Origin of the sequence: Nostoc sp. C110 (genome assembly GCF_043099725.1) — a bacterium.
Classification (GTDB): Bacteria; Cyanobacteriota; Cyanobacteriia; order Cyanobacteriales; family Nostocaceae; genus Nostoc; species Nostoc muscorum_A.
Window position 1 is genome coordinate 3,391,422 of sequence record NZ_CP171148.1, and the last position, 18,672, is coordinate 3,410,093.

Consider the following 18,672-nt stretch of genomic DNA (forward strand, 5'->3'; position numbering starts at 1 on the left):
TTATGCTTTCCCCCTTACCCTTTCCCCTTTTCCCCTTTTTGGTAACTCTTGATTGTGTATATCGGCAATAACGAAGAGGTTGGTAAGACTTAGATTTTGGAGGATAAAACCAATGGAGATTCAAGGTAAAGTTGCTCTGATTACAGGGGCTTCGCGTGGGATTGGACGAGCGATCGCTCTTGAGCTAGCGCAAGTCGGCATTAAGCGACTGATATTAGTAGCACGCGATCGCCAAAAGTTAGTCGAGGTAGCTAACGAAATCGAGGCGATGGGAACAGAAACTGCGATCGTGGCATTAGATTTGACGCAGACAATTGAAGTAAATATCGCTGTTGCCCAACTGTGGCGCAATTTCGGACAGATTCACATGCTGGTTAATTGTGCGGGTGTCGCATACCAAAGCTCGTTTTTGCAATCTAAGATGCCTCAAGTTCAAGAAGAACTCTCTGTGAACTTGTTAGGGATGTACAACCTCACGAGTCTGATTGCTCGACGTATGGTCAGCCAAAGGCAAGGGACAATCGTCAATGTATCGAGTCTGATGGGGAAGGTGGCTGCACCAACAATGGCGACTTACTCAGCTACTAAGTTTGCCATCTTAGGATTCACTCAAGCTTTGCGCCAAGAACTAGCTGAACACAATATCCGAGTGATTGCATTACTGCCTACCCTCACAGACACAGACATGGTGCGCGACTTAAAATTATTTCGCTGGGTGATCCCCATGACTCCGCAGCAAGTAGCCAAAGCACTCGTCGCTGGTATGCAAAATGATTCACCAGAAATTCTAGTCGGGTGGCAAAGTCATTTAGCCGTATTGTGTCAACGCCTTGCCCCTTGGTTCTTAGAGCTAATTTTACGAATCGCAACTCCGCCAGCGCCAAGAAAACAACAGCCTGCTGAAAGGCTCAATAAGCTGATCCCGAAACTGAATTTTTTAACCAGAATCCATCGTTTCGGTGATTTGTTCTTGTCAAGAACATGATTTCTCATGTGTCTGCACATAAGTCCTAAATTTTTTAGTGCATCGCTTATCCTACTGGGGTCAATTGCCTTTAGCTGAAAGGTAAAAACGGAAATACCCGATCGTATAAAACAGATTGACTGCAATTAGCAGTCCTTTACCCCAGTAGGTTCGTATGGAAGGAAATAGATAAATAGTTGCCCCTAGAACTAAGAGGATTTCTACCAAAGCTGCAATCGCGCCATAATGATTTGAGTCCCAATAAGAAACAGGGCTAATAAAACGGTAATTACCGAAGGGAAAAAAGTGTCGGTGAGCGTCGTTGTTATGGACTGGTAAATCTAAAAAAGAATGTAGCACCATACTGGCAAAGCCAACTTCAATCAACTGCCAACTCCAGATATGGGCAATCAATATTCCAAGCAGCGCTAGTGGAATTGAATGAAACGTACTGACAATAGCTTGCCAAAAAGGTTGATAATAGACTTCTGACCAAATCTGGCGTGTCGGCAGATGGTAAACAAACTTCATTAAAAAGTAGAACACAAAGATGGGAATATCTGGTAAGACTGCGCCGATGATAATTGCCGGACTTGCCTGAGTTCGCAATTGTTGATTGAAAATCAGCAAGTTGAGAATAGCGTGACTTGGAGTATTCATTGTATATACGCTGAGTTAAGTATTATTAAATACAAACGCAAGTTTTCTAGATATAACTCATATTGGAGCAACCAGAAATGCTTTCCTTCCCTACTACTCTCAGCAGTTTGTCCGAAATCATTGATGGCTTGCCGAATATTTCTGGTTGGGAAACAGAGGTTCTCTCTGTAGTTAACCACGATCAACCAGTATTTTTACCAACAACAAATATCCGCTTAGAAGACGTAAATGCTGTGTTTGCGATCGCCTTACACATGCACCAGCCAACTATACCTGCTGGGAATGGCGGTACACTGATCAGCAATCTGCAATACATGTTTGAACATCCCAACGAGGGGGATAACCACAATGCAGATCCTTTTGCATATTGTTACAGCCGGATGGGAGACTTGATCCCCGAACTTGTAAGTCAAGGTTGCAATCCCCGTGTGATGTTGGATTACTCAGGTAATCTTTTGTGGGGATTGCGGCAAATGGGACGCAGTGATGTTCTCGATAATCTCAAACGGATCACTTGCGATCGCAACTATCAACCGTATGTAGAATGGCTGGGTACAATGTGGGGTCATGCAGTTATTCCTTCCACACCCATAGCAGATATTAAATTGCATATCATTGCATGGCAACATCACTTCGCAGCAATTTTTGGCTGGGAAGCACTAGCACGAGTCAAAGGCTTTTCGCCTCCAGAAATGCACCTACCAAATCACCCTGATGCTCTGTTTGAATTTGTGAAAGCGCTGAAAGAATGTGGATATCGCTGGCTACTTGTTCAAGAACATTCTGTAGAAACTCTTACTGGCCAATCTCTGACTCATAAACATTTACCACATTGTCTGATTGCCCGCAATTCTCAAGGCGAAACTATTAGCATCACAGTCTTAATTAAAACTCAAGGTTCGGATACTAAATTAGTTGCACAAATGCAGCCTTATTATGAAGCTAAAACTTTATCCAAACAACAAATTGGTAGTGTTTTTGTGCCACCAATAGTTAGCCAAATTGGAGATGGGGAAAACGGCGGTGTGATGATGAATGAATTTCCTAGTGCTTTTAAACAAGCTTGGTGGGATATGGTCAATAATGGGGGAGGAAAATCAGGTGTTGTTGGAATGTGTGGTACAGAATATTTAGAATTTATCGAAGCTGCTGGATGCAAACCTGAAGACTATCCAACTTGTCAACCAGTGGGACAACATCAGATTTGGGAGAGAGTTTCACCAGATAATTGCCAACCCGAAGCTGTAGAAAATGCGATTCAAGAATTAAAGCAAATAAACTCTAATTTTCATCTGGATGGAGCCTCATGGACAAATCATATCAGTTGGGTCAAAGGATATGAAAATGTGTTGTCTCCTATGTATCAATTAAGTAGTTCATTCCATCAAAAGTTTGATCAATTACAGCAACTTAATTCAGCAGAACCTGTTACCAGACAATCTCACTATCGTAACCTTCTACTACACAACCTTTTGCTGCAAACCAGTTGTTTTCGTTATTGGGGACAAGGTGCTTGGACTGATCACGCACGGGAAATTTACCAACGTGGCGAAAACTTATTGCAGATGAATTGAAGAAGAACTTAGCAGTCTGAATCAAGACCTTTCTGCGAGACGTTACGTGCAGCGTCTCGTAGAGAAAGATGACAAGAATTCGTAGAGTGTGTGTAAGTCTTACTGAATTCTGACTCCTGAATTCTGAATTCTGTTTCGATAAAAAGTCAGGTGAATTGAGATTTAGTTCAAGTAAGTGGGAAATCTAAGTGTAGGTTGCTGGGTGCTGAGATCCAAATTGGATGAGCTACCTGGGGTTAAAACTTACAATGAGGTAGTTGTGTTTCGAGTTGTTGTTGGCCATAGCGACGATCCTGATTCTCAAAATGCGATCGCTGAAGTTATTCAAGAATGTAGCTGTTCTCTTGCCGATTCCCTTCCTCAAGCTGGAATTTTATTTACTGCTATAGACTTTGACCATGTGTTAATTTTACAGCGCATCCAAGACGCTTTCCCCGGAATTGAGTTGATTGGTGGAACTACAAATGGAGAAATCTCTTCAATTCTGGAGTTTCAGCAAGATTCTCTGACCTTAATGCTGTTTGCTAGCGATGAAGTGGAAATTTGTGCAGGTATTGGACGAGGAGCATCCAAAAATCCAGCCCTTGCAGCCCAAGAAGCGATCGCCCAAGCTAAGGCAAAAAGTGCATCAGTACCACAATTGTGCCTTACTTTCCCGGATAGTCTAACCAGCAATGGGGTTTTAATTTTAGAAGCTTTAAAACAAAGCCTCGGAGAGCATATTCCCATCATTGGGGGAATGACTGCCGATGACTATACCTTTGACAAAACCTACCAATTCTTCCAGGGTGAGGTATTGAGTGATTCAATTCCAGTGCTGCTATTCTCTGGAAAACTACTATTTTCTCACGGAGTTGCCTGTGGTTGGACTCCCATTAGTCAACGTAGCCGTGTAACTAAAGTGGATGGAAACGTAGTCTATGAAATTGATGGACAGCGTGCCTTAGATTTCTATCAGCATTATCTTGGTGAAGAAAGATTTGCATCCAATTATGCCATCTATGCTCTGGCAGTTTTTGAGGATCAAAATCATTTCTATTTACGCGCACCCAATGGCTACGATCAACAGTCTGGTAGCGTGAAGTTTTTTTTAGATATTCCTGAACAGGCCGTTGTACAAATCACTGATGCAACTCGTGACAATATTTTGTTAGCCTCTGAGACATCTTTGAAAAATGCTCTTGCCGATTATCCTGGTTTAGAACCAACAGCAGCGTTGCTGATTTCCTGTGCAGCCCGTCGGCGAATTCTGGGAACTCTGACCAGAGAGGAGTATCAGCTTGTCAAAACTCATTTACCATACGCATTGCCTTGTTGTGGTTTCTATGCTTATGGTGAAATTGCTCCTATAGCGAGTGGAGGCCAAACGCAAGTTCATAACAAAACCTTTGTCACACTGTTAATAGGAACAAAATGAGTTGTGTATGGATAACCAAGACAATTCCATACAGATGCAAGAGTTAGAAAAGACAAACCGTATCTTGCGGAAAAAGCTGGAACGCTGCGAATCTGAACGCCGCCAGCTAGAAACTGACATTTGCACAAAGGAATTTTTACTCAAGAAAGTCATTTGTGAGTTAGAAGATTCGCGCACAGATTTGCAGCACAGAGGCCAAGAGTTAGAAAATACGTTAGATAGTTTGCATCAAATGCAAGCTCAAATGATTCAAAGCGAAAAGATGTCTGCCCTGGGTCAAATGGTGGCAGGGATTGCTCATGAAATCAACAATCCCGTTAGCTTTATTTACGGAAATCTCAGCTACATTAGCCAATATATTCATGACTTACTGCGACTTGTCCAGCTTTATCACCGTTATTTCCCCAATCCACCTACTGAAATTCAAACCGAACGCAAAACCATCGATTTAGAGTTTCTAGAAAAAGACGCGATTATGGTATTGCATTCAATGAATATCGGGACAGAGCGGATTCGAGAGATTGTGCTGTCACTACGTAACTTCTCACGCTTAGATGAAAGTGAGTTCAAAGCCGTAGATGTTCATGAAGGCATCGACAATACTTTGATGATTTTGCAACACCGCCTTAAAGCCACTGACAAAAGCCCAGTCATTCAGATCATCAAAGACTACGGTAATTTATCTCATGTAGAATGCTGCGCCGGACAGATCAACCAGGTGTTTATGAATATTTTAGTAAATGCGCTCGATGCTCTCGAAGAATTCAATGCTAAACGAACTTATCGAGAAATCCGCGATAATCCCAGTGCCATTACGATTCGTACCTCTGTCGTTGATTCGCAATGGGTAAAAATTGCGATCGCTGACAATGGCTCTGGGATTCCCGAATCGATTCAAAAAAAGATTTTCAACCCCTTCTTTACAACAAAACCTGTCGGTAAGGGCACAGGAATGGGAATGGCTATCAGCTATCAAATTATCACCGAAAAACATGGCGGCAAGTTAGAATTTTTTTCTACACTTGGAAAAGGAACGGAGTTTGTAGTTCAAATTCCTATCCAGCAACAAGTTTAGTCATTTGTGATTGGTTATTGGTGATTGGTAATAATGACTTCGGTTTCTCTACGGCTTTTTATGAAAATGATAGTGAGGCATTAGCGAGTTTACGAGCATTGCAAATGCGGGAATGTGGATCAAATAAGGGGGGGGTTCGTAGCCGTAGGATGAGTTAAAATCCATGATTTTGAATCAATCAAAGTAAAGGTAATAAAATTTCAAATTTTGTACCTATACCAATCTGTGAATGGAAATTTAATTTACCACCATGCCTCACAGTTATGATTCGATAACTTACTGCTAAACTAGTATTTTTACTATTCTTTGTTTCCAGAGAAAAAGACTCCATAATTTGCTGTTGCAATTCTTGAGACATTCCAGGGCCATTGTCAGCAATGCGAATTAATACCCAACGAGAATCTGGTGCATTTGGATTGCTTGCTTCTTGCGAAATTACTTGCGTAGTAATCTCAATTCGAGGTTTTTGAACAGTATTTTTATCTTCTAAATGCAACTGTTGCCTAACTGCTTCATTGAGTAAAATATCTACAACTTCACTGAAAATGTTCATCAAAACCTGGTTTAGCTGCCCTATAAAGCAATAAACTGGGGGTAGCTGACCGTAGTATTTGACTATTTCAATTTCCCCTTGAAGACGGCTATTAATTAATAAAATAATAGTATCTATACTAGCGTGTAAATCTACTGGCTTTGGATAAAGTTCATCGATATGGCAAAAGTTTTGTAAACTAGTAACAAGCTTTTTTAATCTTTCCGCGCCAGTACGGATACTCGCAAGCGATCGCGACAAATCTTGTTCTAAAAAATCAAATTCAATATCTTCTTTAATTTGATTAATTGCCTGGGAAACTGATGGTAACTCTTGATCGTAAGCAGCTATTAGCTTGAGTAAATCTTGACTGTAGGTAGAAACATAAGTTATATTCCCCCAAATAAAACCCACTGGGTCTAAAATTTCGTGCGCTACGCCGTCTACCAAACGTCCCAGATTTGCCATTTTATCATTTTGAATCATTTGAGCTTGGCTGCGTTCATAGCGCACCAGATTGTCGATTCCTCGAATTTGCCAAGAAATAATATTCAATTCTTGGACATCTAACAATCTATAAGCACCAGATTCTGTGTGTACTACAATTGGTTCTGCTAATAATTCTGGCGATCGCTTTAAGCTAAGTTGCATCGCTGTTAAAATCGATGTTGTATCAGCAAGCAGCAACATCGGTATCCGCGCATAGCTGTAGAGAACGGCTAATGGTTGCTGAACCAACAACTCTTGTCCATAAGGACGGATCAAAAATTCCAGCAGCCGCCGCCGCGAAATCATCCCAATGAACTTTCCCTGTTCTACCAAAACTACTCCTGGTAGCAGGGGATATTTTTCTAAAAAATTAGCCACTTCCATCCCAGTGTGATTGATTTCCACCGGGAAGTTGTACATTGGTAGTTCTTGGAGGGTTGAATCTAAACCCAGATCGCGATCGCTACCAAGAGACAAAAATGGCGGTGAGATTTGGCAACTAAATTCTTCTGACACTAGACACCCTGATTTTTACAAAGATTGGGTAAACAATAAGTTAATATTTTACATTCTGCCACCCTCGAAATCAGGTTTTGGTTTAGGTATCTAATAAGACTAGTGGTATATCAGGGTGAAAATTGTTCTCAGGTGACTAGTAGTTCGCCAAGTGAACTTGGCGGGGTAAAGGGTAAAGGGGAAGGGGGAAAGGTTTCAAATCCCTTACCCCTTACCCCTTATCCTTTACCCAGGCATGACGCAGCATTTTTGGGTTGGCAGACTACTAGAAGTAATTGGCGTGCGATTTATTAATGAAAGCAATTTAGAGAAAAACTGCCTCCTGCCTCCTTCAAAATCTTGGTAGTGAATATTTAGAGAGCGATGTCTACGACGGGCTACGCTTACGCAAGCTAAACTAAAAATAATCTTTACGAAGAGTGCAAAGGTAGCGTTATGACCTCTGTAACCAATCCACCCAACGCCCTCACTCCTTTCCCCTTCCCGGATCATACTCAACTTCCTGAGTCCGATGGTACGTTTGTGTTCGCGGAGCGTGCCGGAGGCAAAAATTGGCAAGAGCATCCCCAAAGCATCCTACTAACTGACTCTATTACACCTATCCTTAAACAATTAAATCCTGAAGGTGAATACTGTATAGGGCAAGACTTAGGCATTTACTGGCGCTTAACCGATCCCCCGGAAAAAGGCGCAGAAGCACCAGATTGGTTTTATGTACCGAATGTACCATTTTTGCTCAATGGGCAAACGCGACGTTCTTATGTGTTGTGGCGAGAGTTTATTGCCCCGTTGATTGTTTTAGAATTTGTCTCTGGAGACGGTAGTGAAGAACGGGATCAAACTCCTTTGAAGGGTAAATTTTGGATTTATGAGCAAGTCATTCGTCCTCCCTTCTACGGCATTTATGAAGCGAGTAAAGCCAACCTAGAAGTTTATCATCTGATTGAAGGACAGTATCAGATTTTACCAGCAAATGAACGAGGACATTATCCCATTGTTGCTTTGGGTGTTGAATTAGGTTTATGGCTAGGAGTTTATCAGAATGTGGAATTACCCTGGCTGCGTTGGTGGGATTTACAAGGTAATTTGTTGTTGAATGGCGATGAAAGAGCCGAACAGGAATCTCAAAGGGCAGAACAAGAATCCCAAAGAGCAGAACAGGAACGCCAAAGAGCCGATCGCCTAGCTACCCAATTGCGATCGCTCGGCATTGAACCAGAAGCCTGATATCTTACTAAGAATTACGAATTAAAAAGGGCTGGTGTAAAAGAGTCATCTGTGGCTTAATTTGTTTAGACACAAATTTTACTGCTACCAGGGTAATCACGATGACAAATAAACCTCCTTCCGAACCGGAGTCATCCCAAAGAACTGCCCTTGGCTTTGATGAATTTATAGCCATTCTGGTTGCCTTCACCACTATCGGAGCGATTCTTTTTTGGTCATTGTCCCGCAGGGATTCTAGCTGGAACTTCAACGGGCTGCTGTCGGCTTCTTCCACTCCTTCGCCTAGTGTTCAACCAAATCAAGTATTGCCCTCCCTTAATCCCAAGGTAGAACCAAATGTAGTCCCTAAGACAGTTTTGCCCTATTCTCCACCGGAGGCTGTTGTTGAACCCAAGACACCTTCATTGCCAACTAACAGCGCCCCTTCCCGTGCAGTGTTACCATCTGCTCAGGTAATCCCAACTCAACCCCCACAACTACAGACACCTGTACCCTCTTCAGCAGTACTTGAGTCATCACTTAAATCATCAGCGCTACCTTTAGTAACTCCAGCAAAACAAAAATCTATTATTCCGCCGCCAATTGCATTTAACGATGTGCCCACTAACTTTTGGGGTCGGCGTTTTATAGATGTTCTTTCTTCTCGTAGTATTCTCAAAGGATTTCCTGATTATTCTTTTAGACCAAATCAGCCTGTAAACCGCGCTGAATTTGCTGCGATTGTACAAAAAGCCTTTGACCAAGAACCGTCTAAGACTGCGATCGCATTTGAAGATGTACCAACAAAATTCTGGGCAACTCCAGCAATTGGCCAAGCCATCAATGCCGGATTTCTCAAAGGCTACCCGAAAAAAACCTTCAAGCCACAACAAAATATTTCACGAGTGCAAGTTTTGGTTGCCCTTGTTAGTGGGTTGAATTTGAAAGCGCCCACTTCTCCAAATCAGATTTTAAGTGTCTATAAAGATGCTAAAGATATTCCACCTTATGCTATTAGCAAAATAGCTGCTGCTACAACCAATGGTCTGGTAGTTAACTATCCAAACCCACAAATTCTTGCTCCCAACAAAGTAGCTAGTCGGGCTGAAGTGGCGGCGATGATTCATCAAGCTTTAGTAAAACGGGGCAAGTTGGAGGCAATTTCATCTCCAAGTATAGTGCGATTGCCCAGTGCATCTCCAGAAACTTCGCGCACTCCCAAGGTTAAATTGTCGCCAGGAGGCTCGTCTCGGTGAGTTTGTTAGAGAAAGTGTTCAACAAAGAAGCAGAGGAAAAAGATTTTTAACGATCCTTTATTCCTCTGCTTCTTGGCCAACCCATTGCAGAAAATTCAAAATTCAAAATTAGAAATTCAAAAATTTTTGATTTTGAGAAAAGTCTGAGCTAAGGCTTCCTTAGATCAGACTCAGAGGGTGATTTTGAATTAGATTATTTGCGTAGAGTCTTTGCAGGATAAGCGATATTTAGATATCAAGCTTCTGGAATTTTACCAACCACTTGTGATTTTAGAGTGGTGATTTCACTAGTTAACTCTTTCCTCGTTGAGGCTTTGAGTAAATAGCGGTAAACAAACCAGGCAGAGTAACCAATCCCTATCAACTCAAAAGTAGGCGCTACTAAAGGGATATCATTCAAAGCATCTAATATTGCCAAGAGTACTTTAACACCAACAATTGATCCTACAATTAAACCAACTGTTACCAGAGGTTGCTTATATTCATTAAAGAAGCCTCCCACATATTCTGGCAATGTTGCTAAAAATGTAGAAACTTGCTCCCCGTATTTTAGCCATTCATCTTGAGACTGTGCGGGAGGCTGGACTTTTGTGATGGTTCCCGTTTGGGTGTTGATCTCTGCCACTGTAGTCTCTTTGGATGCGGTTTCAGTAAAATCTTGTTCTGGCATTTTCACTCCCATTAATTTGACAGTTGAGTTTTTCTAATCTGGATAATTGCAACCAAAAGGCTGTTGGTTAGGTAATGCACAAGCGCATCAGTACAATTGATTAAAGGGCACAAAAGGGTTTTAGTGTCCTTTAACTATAATTGCCCCGTAATATCTACTGCATCAACTACAAGGTAGACAGTCAGTAGGAGGATAGAATTCAGAAGGGAGTAGGATGTATTATAATCGTCCTTCTGAGTTCTTTTCTAAATCAACTGGAATCCTCTGGTTGTGATTATCCCATTCCGTGTCATTTGTTCATAATCGTACTAAATCTAAGTACAAATCAGGCAAAATCAGCCCACCTCTCATTTATATAAGCCTAAAAGCCGATTTTAGCCAATATTAAAGCTATCTTAAGCCGGGTTCGTCAATTAACGCATTCGTATTGATATTAATACGTAATAAAAGTTTTTGTGTATTCACATCGACTAGACTTTCAACCTATTTTATGATAAGCGTGCTGGTAATTGGGGATGAGGCAGAAATAACCTAATGCCCCATGCCCCATAATCAAACCTTTTGTTTTTTTCCTGATTGTATTAATTTTATAAGGAAGCAGTAAGGTAGACTAGTGGCTTACCTGATGGCAAGAACTAATTGCTATCAGCTGTATATTGAGGAAAGTATTGTGGTAAGGAGAAGACGGTCTCAGACAGGTCTTTAGTTTGGGAAATTATTTGTTACTGTTGAAAAAAGTGAATTCGGTTCACTGTCAGTAAGTGTACTTAGCAACATTGCTATCAAAATAACTCATAGGATATGAGGTTATGCGAATTATCTACTAAGCAATGATTTGCTGTTGCTATAAAAGAAGATAATGTAAATGTTAATAACCAATTAAACTGTTTGTACAAGCTAAACTGATTTGGTAATTTTTACGGGAAGGCAAGGAGGTTTGAGAAATGCCAACTCAAAAGCCAACCCTTATCGATAGCAGTTCAGAAATCAAAAAAGTGTCAGCCGAAGAGCCATCGACAGACGAACTACCGACCATAGAATTTCCCTCACGAGGGAAACTCAAAGCCAGTTCTTGGCGCATCCATCAAAAAATTGGCTATGGGTACTTTGTAGCTATCGGAATTGGTTTTTTTGGAGCGCTAACTGGGTTAGTGATTGCCAACTACTACCGGGGTAGGGAAGTAAGGCAATTCAATCAAGCTTATGAACAAGGACAACTACTGAGTAATTATAGAGATGCAGTAGTAGGGGCGCAATTACATAGCTCTAATCTAGTTGCTGTATTAGAAAATTCACAGCAACTACAAACTAAAAAAGCTGATTTTTTGAAGAATGTTGAAAAAGCCCAGCAATTAGAGTCAAAAATTTCTGGATTTATTGACAGTAAACCTAAAAGACTAGCGGCAACAAGTTCGACTTTACAGACGCTATTGCTAGATTACAAGAATAATTTAAAAGCTTACGTTGACCAAATCGAGATCGTCTTAGATAAGATTGACTCCCAACCAGCGCAGCCTCAGCAAATTTCTGCTGCCCGATCGCAGTTATTGACAATCATGCGTGGTGAAACAGCCATGCGCCTAGATCAGCTTTCTGAAAGCTTGGCTAATATCCTACAAACTGCTGAGAATCAAGAGCAAGAAAGGCAAAAAGCCGTTGAGCAGGCAAAAGTAGTTGAGCGATTTATCGTAATTATCAGTATGCTCGTTTCGGTGGCGATCGCAGCTATTGTAGCTTGGCGTACCAGTCGAGCGATCGCTGAACCAGTTATCACCGTCACCCAAGTAGCTGAACAAGTGGCGCGGAAACATAATTTTGATTTGCGAGCGCCCGTCACCACTGAAGATGAAATTGGCTTACTTGCCAAATCTCTAAATCGCCTGATTGAGCGAGTATCTGAGCGAACCAAAGAACTACAACAAGCTAAAGAGTTAGCCGAAGCTGCTAGCAAGGCAAAAAGCGTATTTTTAGCCAATGTCAGCCACGAATTACGCACACCATTAAATGCTGTCATTGGCTTGAGCCAACTTCTAGAAGACGACGCTACCGATCTTGGTTTATCAGCAGACTTTATCACCGACTTAGAAACAATTAACGCTGCTGGTAAACATCTACTGCACTTGATTAACGAAATCCTCGACTTGTCAAAAATTGAAGCGGGGAAAATGACTCTCTATCCAGAAACATTTGAGATTGCGACGCTAATTAATAACGTCGTCCTCACAGTCAAACCAGCTATAGAAAAAAATGCCAATGTTTTAGAAGTGCATTTTGATGAGCAACTTGGAACTATGTACGCCGATCAAACTAGGATGCGGCAGGTGTTGTTAAATTTACTAAGCAACGCCAGTAAGTTCACTACAAATGGCAAGGTGACGCTGACAGTCAATAGAGAAAAGGAGGAATTACGGCTGGATGCTCCTTTAGGCATGATTACTTTTACCGTTACCGACACAGGTATAGGTATGTCTAACCGTCAACAGCAGCAGTTATTTCAACCTTTTACCCAAGGAGATACTTCGACTACGAAAAAGTATGGAGGTACAGGACTGGGCTTGGCAATTAGCCGCCACTTTTGTCAGATGATGGGTGGTGAGATTATTGTCAAAAGCCAGCCGGGACTTGGTTCTACTTTTACTATTCGTCTGCCAATGACTGTACAGGATTGAAGGGATTGGGAATTGGGAATTGGGCTTGGGAATTGGGAATTGGGGTAAAACAGTTTTGTTAGCGCTAGCGGGGCGTTTAGCCCGTTCTGAGTAAGGAAGTGAGATTTCTCACTCAGAACTAAAATGTAAATTTAAGTAATAATACTTACCTTACCTGTATCCAAGTCGTAGCGACCGCCCACGATTTTCAATTTACCTGACTGCACCTGCTCACTTAAAAGCTTTGATTTTTGCAACCGTTCAATTTGATATTGCACATTTGCTACCACAGCATTTTCAACCGCGTCACCTGGCTGATCCTTGACCTTTTTCAGAGCTGGCTCAATTGCCTTCACAAACGTACTAATATCACCGGGTAACGATTCTTTTTGTACAGCTGCGGTTACAGCCCCACAACGTTCATGGCCCATCACCATCAGCAGTGGAGAACCTAATAAAACAACGGCATATTCAATACTGCCGATCGCTTCATGTGTGGCAATATTGCCGGCAATCCGAACATCAAAGATGTCTCCAATACCCTGATCGAAAACAATTTCTGCCGGTACTCGTGAATCAGCACAACTAAGAATAGTTGCAAATGGATGTTGAGCTTGAGCAACTTCGTGCAACCGCAGCTCAGATTGATCGGGGTATTGGGGGTGATGTTTAATAAATCGCTGATTTCCCTCTATCAGCTTTTGTAATGCTTCATCAGGACTGAGGGATTCAGGGGAATTTGGGGGGATTTCGGCAGCTTTAGCCTGTTTAACCTGCCAGAGTAAATCGCTGGCAGTTAGCATCATTCCAAAGGCTCCGGTCATTCCCAACTTCAAAAAGTCACGACGTTCCATGAAATGCTTCATTGAATTTATAACTCTCTTAAATCGACGCGATACATCTGACAGAGCGAATTTCCATCACATCGGAAACGTAGCAAGTACCTCCGAACTTATTGAGGAGTGGTCTGAGATTTTCAACAACACGCTTGAGTTCTTCTGGCATACAAAATGCGAGGATGTAAACATTATCAAGCATGGTCATGTCTAAATCTTCTGTCGTTCCTCGTAATCCTTTACCAACTACATTGCGGATTACGGCATGGCTATGTACACCCGACTTGTCTAAACTCTCTAAAATTTTGGCAAGCTCAAAGGAGTTGGCGATAATTTCTATCTTTTTAACTACGTGCATATTATTACCTCCAAAATAGGTTAATTCCGTAGAGATATAGCGGAATTCCCACAATAATATTGAACGGAAATGTTACTGCTAAAGCGGTAGAAACATACAGGCTGGGATTTGCTTCGGGAACAGTCATCCGCATCGCCGCCGGGACAGCAATGTAAGAAGCACTGGCACACAATACAGCGAATAACAGCGAATTTCCCGGAGGCATACCGATGAATTTGGCAATCACTAACCCAACGCCTGCATTGAGTATAGGAATTAGTATGGCAAATAAAATCAGGAAAACTCCGGTTTTTTGCAAGTCTTTAATTCTTCTGGCAGCAACCAGTCCCATATCCAGTAAAAAGAAGGTGAGAATGCCATAAAACAACCCTTGAGCAAAGGGTTCTAATACGTGCCAACCACGTTCTCCTGTCAACACACCGATTAAAAGGCTACCAACTAGTAGAAAAACTGAACTATTAAGAAATGCTTCTTGCAAAACTTCCGACCAAGCAAACTCTCGCTTTTCATCGGCGGTGAATATACTCACCAAGATCAGACCAACAATGATCGCCGGAGATTCCATCAGGGCCAGAGCTGCTACCATGTAACCATCATACTGAATACCAAGCTCACTAAGAAAAGCGCCAGCAGTGATGAAAGTGACAGCACTGATAGAACCGTAGGTTGCAGCGATCGCAGCAGCATCGTAAGTATCCAGTTTCCACTTTAATATAAAAAAGGTGTAAATTGGAACAACACAAGCCATCATCATTGCTGCTGCGAGTGTTAGAATCACTTCTTGATTAAGTCCGCTTTTGATTAGTTCTACCCCTCCTTTAAAACCAATGGCAAACAGCAGATACAACGAAAGGAGTTTAGGCACTGGTGGGGGAATTTCTAGATCAGACTTGACAAAAACCGCAGTCATGCCTAAAAAGAAAAACAGGATTGGCGGATTCAAAATGTTGGATACAATTAAGCTCAGATCCATATCCACCTATCCTTGTATTGGTTAAACCTGAAATTAAAGAAATTTTTCATCTTTAAAAACTCAACGGTTGAATCGTGATGTATTGTGTATGGCTACCCCGTATCAATTGGGTACTCAAGGAGTGAATTGTCTTATTCGTGACAATACTTATTGATTAGGTGTTAAACAGCGCTGAGAACAGAAAAAGTGAGAGCTTGCCCAACATTTTTTGATGTTGGATTCCCCGTCGCTGATCTTACGACAGAAAGTGTAGGGAGAACTCGCAATCAACGTATTTAGCGTAGAAAAAATTAACGTATTGTAGGGGCAATTTATGAATTGCTCTTACACAAATCTTGCTTAAATCCCAGTATTTTTGATTTACAACAGTTTTGCAAATCCTGCTTGCTCAAAAGTCAAGGTTATGATTCTCGCTTTGGCATTCCATAGAGATAATGGTCATGCTGGTGTGCCAAATCACTAATATCTGTATAAACTGCACAATTTTTAATCAACTGCCTCAACTTATCCCAATCTGAATCTTCTGGCGTTGCTGGCTCAGGTGTGCGGTTTTCTTCGACAAAGACAATTATAACTGACTGCCCCTCAGACCCTTCAATTGGTTCGTTAGGATGAACCACACCGTTTTGGAATGTGCCTTTGACTGAGAGCATGGCTTTCTCTTGCTTCTACATAAATCATGATACAGTACCATTCTGGTTAAGAAGATTGCCGCACAATCTTTATTGACCAAGTTTCGTTAGGATATTGTAACCTGGGCAATAGTGACTTTCTATTGATGTGACACCAGGCAATCGCTTTTTCACATCCATGACAACAACCATCGACTTTCTCAGTCACCTTAACCCTAGCCAACGTCAAGCTGTCGAACACTACTGCGGGCCGTTGCTAGTTGTTGCTGGCGCAGGTTCCGGTAAAACACGAGCGCTGACTTATCGTATTGCGAATCTGATTCTGAAACACAAAGTTGATCCAGAACATATCCTGGCGGTTACTTTTACCAACAAAGCTGCGCGGGAGATGAAAGAACGGATTCAACGGCTGTTTGCAGAACAACTGGCTATGAAACAACATGGTCAGCGATTGGATTTGTTGACAGAATACCAACAAACGCAATTGCGATCGCAAGTTTATAAAAGCACTATCAAAGATTTGTGGTGTGGCACTTTCCACAGTCTATTTTCTCGCATTCTCCGCTTTGATATTGAAAAATACGTAGACGAAAAAGGACGCAAGTGGAATCGTAATTTCTCTATCTTTGATGAATCAGATGTTATAAGTCTGATCAAAGAAATCGTTAATAAAGAGCTAAATTTAGACGATAAGAAGTTTGATGCCCGCTCTGTCCGCTACGCTATTAGTAACGCTAAAAACCAAGGTTTATCACCCCAAGAATTTGAGCAAGATCAACCAAATTATCGCGGACGGGTAATTGCCCAAGTTTACAATTTATATCAAGATAAGTTAGCACAAAATAACGCTCTCGACTTTGACGATCTAATTCTTGTACCTACTAGATTATTTCAACAAAACGAGCAGGTATTGGGTTACTGGCATCGCAAATTTCGTCATATCCTCGTAGATGAATATCAAGATACTAACCGTACTCAGTATCAACTGATTAATTTATTAGTTACTAATGGCGAAACCAAAAAGAGCGAATGGCAATGGGAAAATCGCTCAGTTTTTGTTGTCGGTGATGCAGACCAATCAATTTACAGCTTTCGGATGGCAGATTTCACCATCTTGCTAGGATTTCAGGAAGACTTTGGCGATGGTTTGGTAGATGATGACACCCGAACGATGGTTAAGCTAGAAGAAAACTATCGTTCTTGTGAAAACATTCTGCAAGCGGCTAATGAACTGATTGAAAATAACACCCAACGGATTGATAAAGTCCTGAAGGCGACGCGGGGATCGGGTGAACAGATTACTTGTCACAAAGCCGATGAAGAACTTGCAGAAGCGGCATTTGTGATTAATCAAATTAGCACTTTAGAACAGCAAAATCCAGAGTTAAACTGGGGTAGTTTTGCTATACTTTATCGGACGAATGCCCAATCTCGTCCCTTTGAAGAATTGTTGGTGAAATATCAAATTCCTTACACAGTTGTGGGGGGAATGAGGTTTTACGATCGCAAAGAAATTAAAGATGTCGTCGCTTATTTAAGAGCGATAAATAATCCGGCTGATACAGTCAGTTTATTACGAGTTATTAATACTCCCCGGCGGGGAATTGGCAAAACCACTATTGATGCTTTGATAAACGCATCTCAGCAATTAGGGACAACTTTGTGGGAAATCCTCAGCGATGAGACATCAGTTAATACATTAGCTGGACGGGCGACAAAAGCTGTAAATAACTTTGCTGCAATGATTAGCCGTTGGCAAGGACAAGTCGCCACGCTTCCCGTGACTGAGGTTTTGCAAGGAATACTAGAAGATTCTGGTTACGTTCAAGACTTGATGAATCAAGGTACAGACGAAGCCACAGATCGAGTACAAAACGTTCAGGAACTTTATAACGCTGCACTGCAATTTCAAGAAGAAAACGAAGAAATTTCCCTGCGAGATTTTTTAAGTAGCGCCGCCCTCAGTTCCGATTTGGATAACTTAAAAGAAGGACAGACAGCCGTTTCTTTGATGACTTTGCACGCTTCCAAAGGTTTGGAATTTCCCGTAGTATTTTTAGTGGGATTAGAACAGGGGCTATTTCCCGGCTACCGTTCCCTAAGCGATCCTGCATCTTTGGAAGAAGAACGCCGCCTGTGTTATGTGGGAATTACTCGCGCCCAAGAGCGGTTATTTTTATCACACGCGCGGGAACGCCGTTTGTATGGTTCTCGTGAACCTGCGATGCGATCGCAATTTCTCGACGAATTACCAGAAGAATTATTATCTACAAAACGCGCGAGTCGTCAAAGTTATACCAAAAGTGCTTCTAATTCTAGTGAAAAACAAGACGCAAACCAGAATTGGCAAGTAGGAGATAGAGTATTACACAAGACTTTTGGTCTTGGTGAAATCACCCACGTCTTCGGAACGGGTAATAAGATGTCTGTAGCAATTAAATTTGCCAGCTTAGGACAAAAAATTGTTGACCCAAGAGTAGCACAATTGCAAAAAATTTGAAAACAAAGCCACAGATTCCCAACTTTTCAAAGAAGTTGGGGATCTTGTTTTTCATATTTCAATTTCTTCAAAGTGTTCAACAGTGGGAAATGGCTCATAAAAATGATGCAGAAGTTTTTTCCACTCTTGATACTCAGTAGAACTTCTAAATCCTACAGTATGAGATTCTAAAGTTTCCCATTTTACAAGTAATAAATATTTTCCTTCGACTTCTATACATCTATGCAATTCATGTGATAAATATCCGTCCATTGAGGAAATAATTTTAGAAGCTTTTTTGAAAGCAGCTTCAAAATCGGATTTTAGACCAGGTTTAACAGGAAGCATGACTGCCTCAAGAATCATATAGTTTTACAGTGAGTATTA

Annotated in this window: 16 protein-coding genes; 8 read left to right on the top strand and 8 right to left on the bottom strand. The window is 41.5% G+C overall.

The genetic code is table 11. The features are described from left to right. The first annotated feature begins 112 nt into the window (after positions 1-112). Entirely contained in the window at positions 113-985 is an 873-nt protein-coding gene (locus ACFFRD_RS20025) for an SDR family NAD(P)-dependent oxidoreductase (protein ID WP_392482893.1), read from the top strand. 60 nt (positions 986-1,045) lie between these two features. Here ACFFRD_RS20025 and ACFFRD_RS20030 read toward each other — a convergent pair whose 3' ends face one another. Next, positions 1,046-1,624: a hypothetical protein gene (locus ACFFRD_RS20030; protein ID WP_392482894.1), complete on the bottom strand. Its 579-nt coding sequence runs from the start codon at positions 1,622-1,624 to the stop codon at positions 1,046-1,048. 77 nt (positions 1,625-1,701) lie between these two features. On the opposite strand from ACFFRD_RS20030, the gene ACFFRD_RS20035 reads away from it, so the two are divergent. The 3 genes from ACFFRD_RS20035 (at position 1,702) to ACFFRD_RS20045 (ending at position 5,690) form a co-directional block, all read left to right on the top strand. Beyond that, on the top strand, positions 1,702-3,198 hold the full coding sequence (locus tag ACFFRD_RS20035; protein ID WP_392482895.1) for a glycosyl hydrolase family 57: 1,497 nt from the start codon (positions 1,702-1,704) through the stop codon (positions 3,196-3,198). A 259-nt stretch (positions 3,199-3,457) separates the two neighbouring features. After that, complete coding sequence (locus ACFFRD_RS20040; RefSeq protein WP_392483115.1) at positions 3,458-4,615, top strand: FIST signal transduction protein; 1,158 nt, start codon at positions 3,458-3,460, stop codon at positions 4,613-4,615. A 7-nt stretch (positions 4,616-4,622) separates the two neighbouring features. Further along, positions 4,623-5,690, top strand: a complete 1,068-nt coding sequence (locus ACFFRD_RS20045; RefSeq protein ID WP_114080092.1) for a sensor histidine kinase — start codon at positions 4,623-4,625, stop codon at positions 5,688-5,690. 178 nt (positions 5,691-5,868) lie between these two features. On the opposite strand, the gene ACFFRD_RS20050 is transcribed toward ACFFRD_RS20045, so the two are convergent. Beyond that, positions 5,869-7,227: a sensor histidine kinase gene (locus tag ACFFRD_RS20050; RefSeq protein WP_392482896.1), complete on the bottom strand. Its 1,359-nt coding sequence runs from the start codon at positions 7,225-7,227 to the stop codon at positions 5,869-5,871. A 435-nt stretch (positions 7,228-7,662) separates the two neighbouring features. Here ACFFRD_RS20050 and ACFFRD_RS20055 point away from each other — a divergent pair, with 435 nt between their 5' ends. Beyond that, on the top strand, positions 7,663-8,454 hold the full coding sequence (locus ACFFRD_RS20055) for a Uma2 family endonuclease (protein WP_392482897.1): 792 nt from the start codon (positions 7,663-7,665) through the stop codon (positions 8,452-8,454). A 101-nt stretch (positions 8,455-8,555) separates the two neighbouring features. Continuing rightward, positions 8,556-9,689, top strand: coding sequence for an S-layer homology domain-containing protein (locus ACFFRD_RS20060; RefSeq protein ID WP_392482898.1), 1,134 nt, complete (start codon positions 8,556-8,558; stop codon positions 9,687-9,689). Positions 9,690-9,924: 235 nt separating this feature from the next. On the opposite strand, the gene ACFFRD_RS20065 is transcribed toward ACFFRD_RS20060, so the two are convergent. Beyond that, on the bottom strand, positions 9,925-10,359 hold the full coding sequence (locus ACFFRD_RS20065) for a CAAD domain-containing protein (protein ID WP_012407766.1): 435 nt from the start codon (positions 10,357-10,359) through the stop codon (positions 9,925-9,927). Between the two features lie 944 nt (positions 10,360-11,303). On the opposite strand from ACFFRD_RS20065, the gene ACFFRD_RS20070 reads away from it, so the two are divergent. Further along, positions 11,304-13,028 carry an ATP-binding protein gene (locus ACFFRD_RS20070; RefSeq protein ID WP_392482899.1) on the top strand — a complete coding sequence of 575 codons (1,725 nt, stop codon included), beginning with the start codon at positions 11,304-11,306 and terminating at the stop codon, positions 13,026-13,028. 131 nt (positions 13,029-13,159) lie between these two features. On the opposite strand, the gene ACFFRD_RS20075 is transcribed toward ACFFRD_RS20070, so the two are convergent. The 4 genes from ACFFRD_RS20075 to ACFFRD_RS20090 all read right to left on the bottom strand — a co-directional run bounded on the left by ACFFRD_RS20075 (position 13,160) and on the right by ACFFRD_RS20090 (position 15,827). Continuing rightward, entirely contained in the window at positions 13,160-13,861 is a 702-nt protein-coding gene (locus tag ACFFRD_RS20075) for a carbonic anhydrase (protein WP_190964082.1), read from the bottom strand. Positions 13,862-13,889: 28 nt separating this feature from the next. Continuing rightward, complete coding sequence (locus tag ACFFRD_RS20080) at positions 13,890-14,201, bottom strand: P-II family nitrogen regulator (protein ID WP_114080098.1); 312 nt, start codon at positions 14,199-14,201, stop codon at positions 13,890-13,892. 4 nt (positions 14,202-14,205) lie between these two features. Next, the gene (locus tag ACFFRD_RS20085; RefSeq protein WP_114080099.1) at positions 14,206-15,174 is read right to left on the bottom strand and encodes a sodium-dependent bicarbonate transport family permease; all 969 of its coding nucleotides are present in this window, start codon (positions 15,172-15,174) and stop codon (positions 14,206-14,208) included. Positions 15,175-15,575: 401 nt separating this feature from the next. Next, on the bottom strand, positions 15,576-15,827 hold the full coding sequence (locus ACFFRD_RS20090) for a hypothetical protein (protein WP_114080100.1): 252 nt from the start codon (positions 15,825-15,827) through the stop codon (positions 15,576-15,578). 157 nt (positions 15,828-15,984) lie between these two features. Here ACFFRD_RS20090 and pcrA point away from each other — a divergent pair, with 157 nt between their 5' ends. Next, positions 15,985-18,306, top strand: a complete 2,322-nt coding sequence (gene pcrA / locus ACFFRD_RS20095) for a DNA helicase PcrA (protein WP_392482900.1) — start codon at positions 15,985-15,987, stop codon at positions 18,304-18,306. Between the two features lie 51 nt (positions 18,307-18,357). Here the strand turns inward: pcrA and ACFFRD_RS20100 are convergent, their stop codons facing one another. Next, positions 18,358-18,651 (bottom strand): antibiotic biosynthesis monooxygenase, encoded by a 294-nt coding sequence (locus ACFFRD_RS20100; protein ID WP_114080102.1) that lies wholly within the window; start codon positions 18,649-18,651, stop codon positions 18,358-18,360. Positions 18,652-18,672 lie beyond the last annotated feature (21 nt).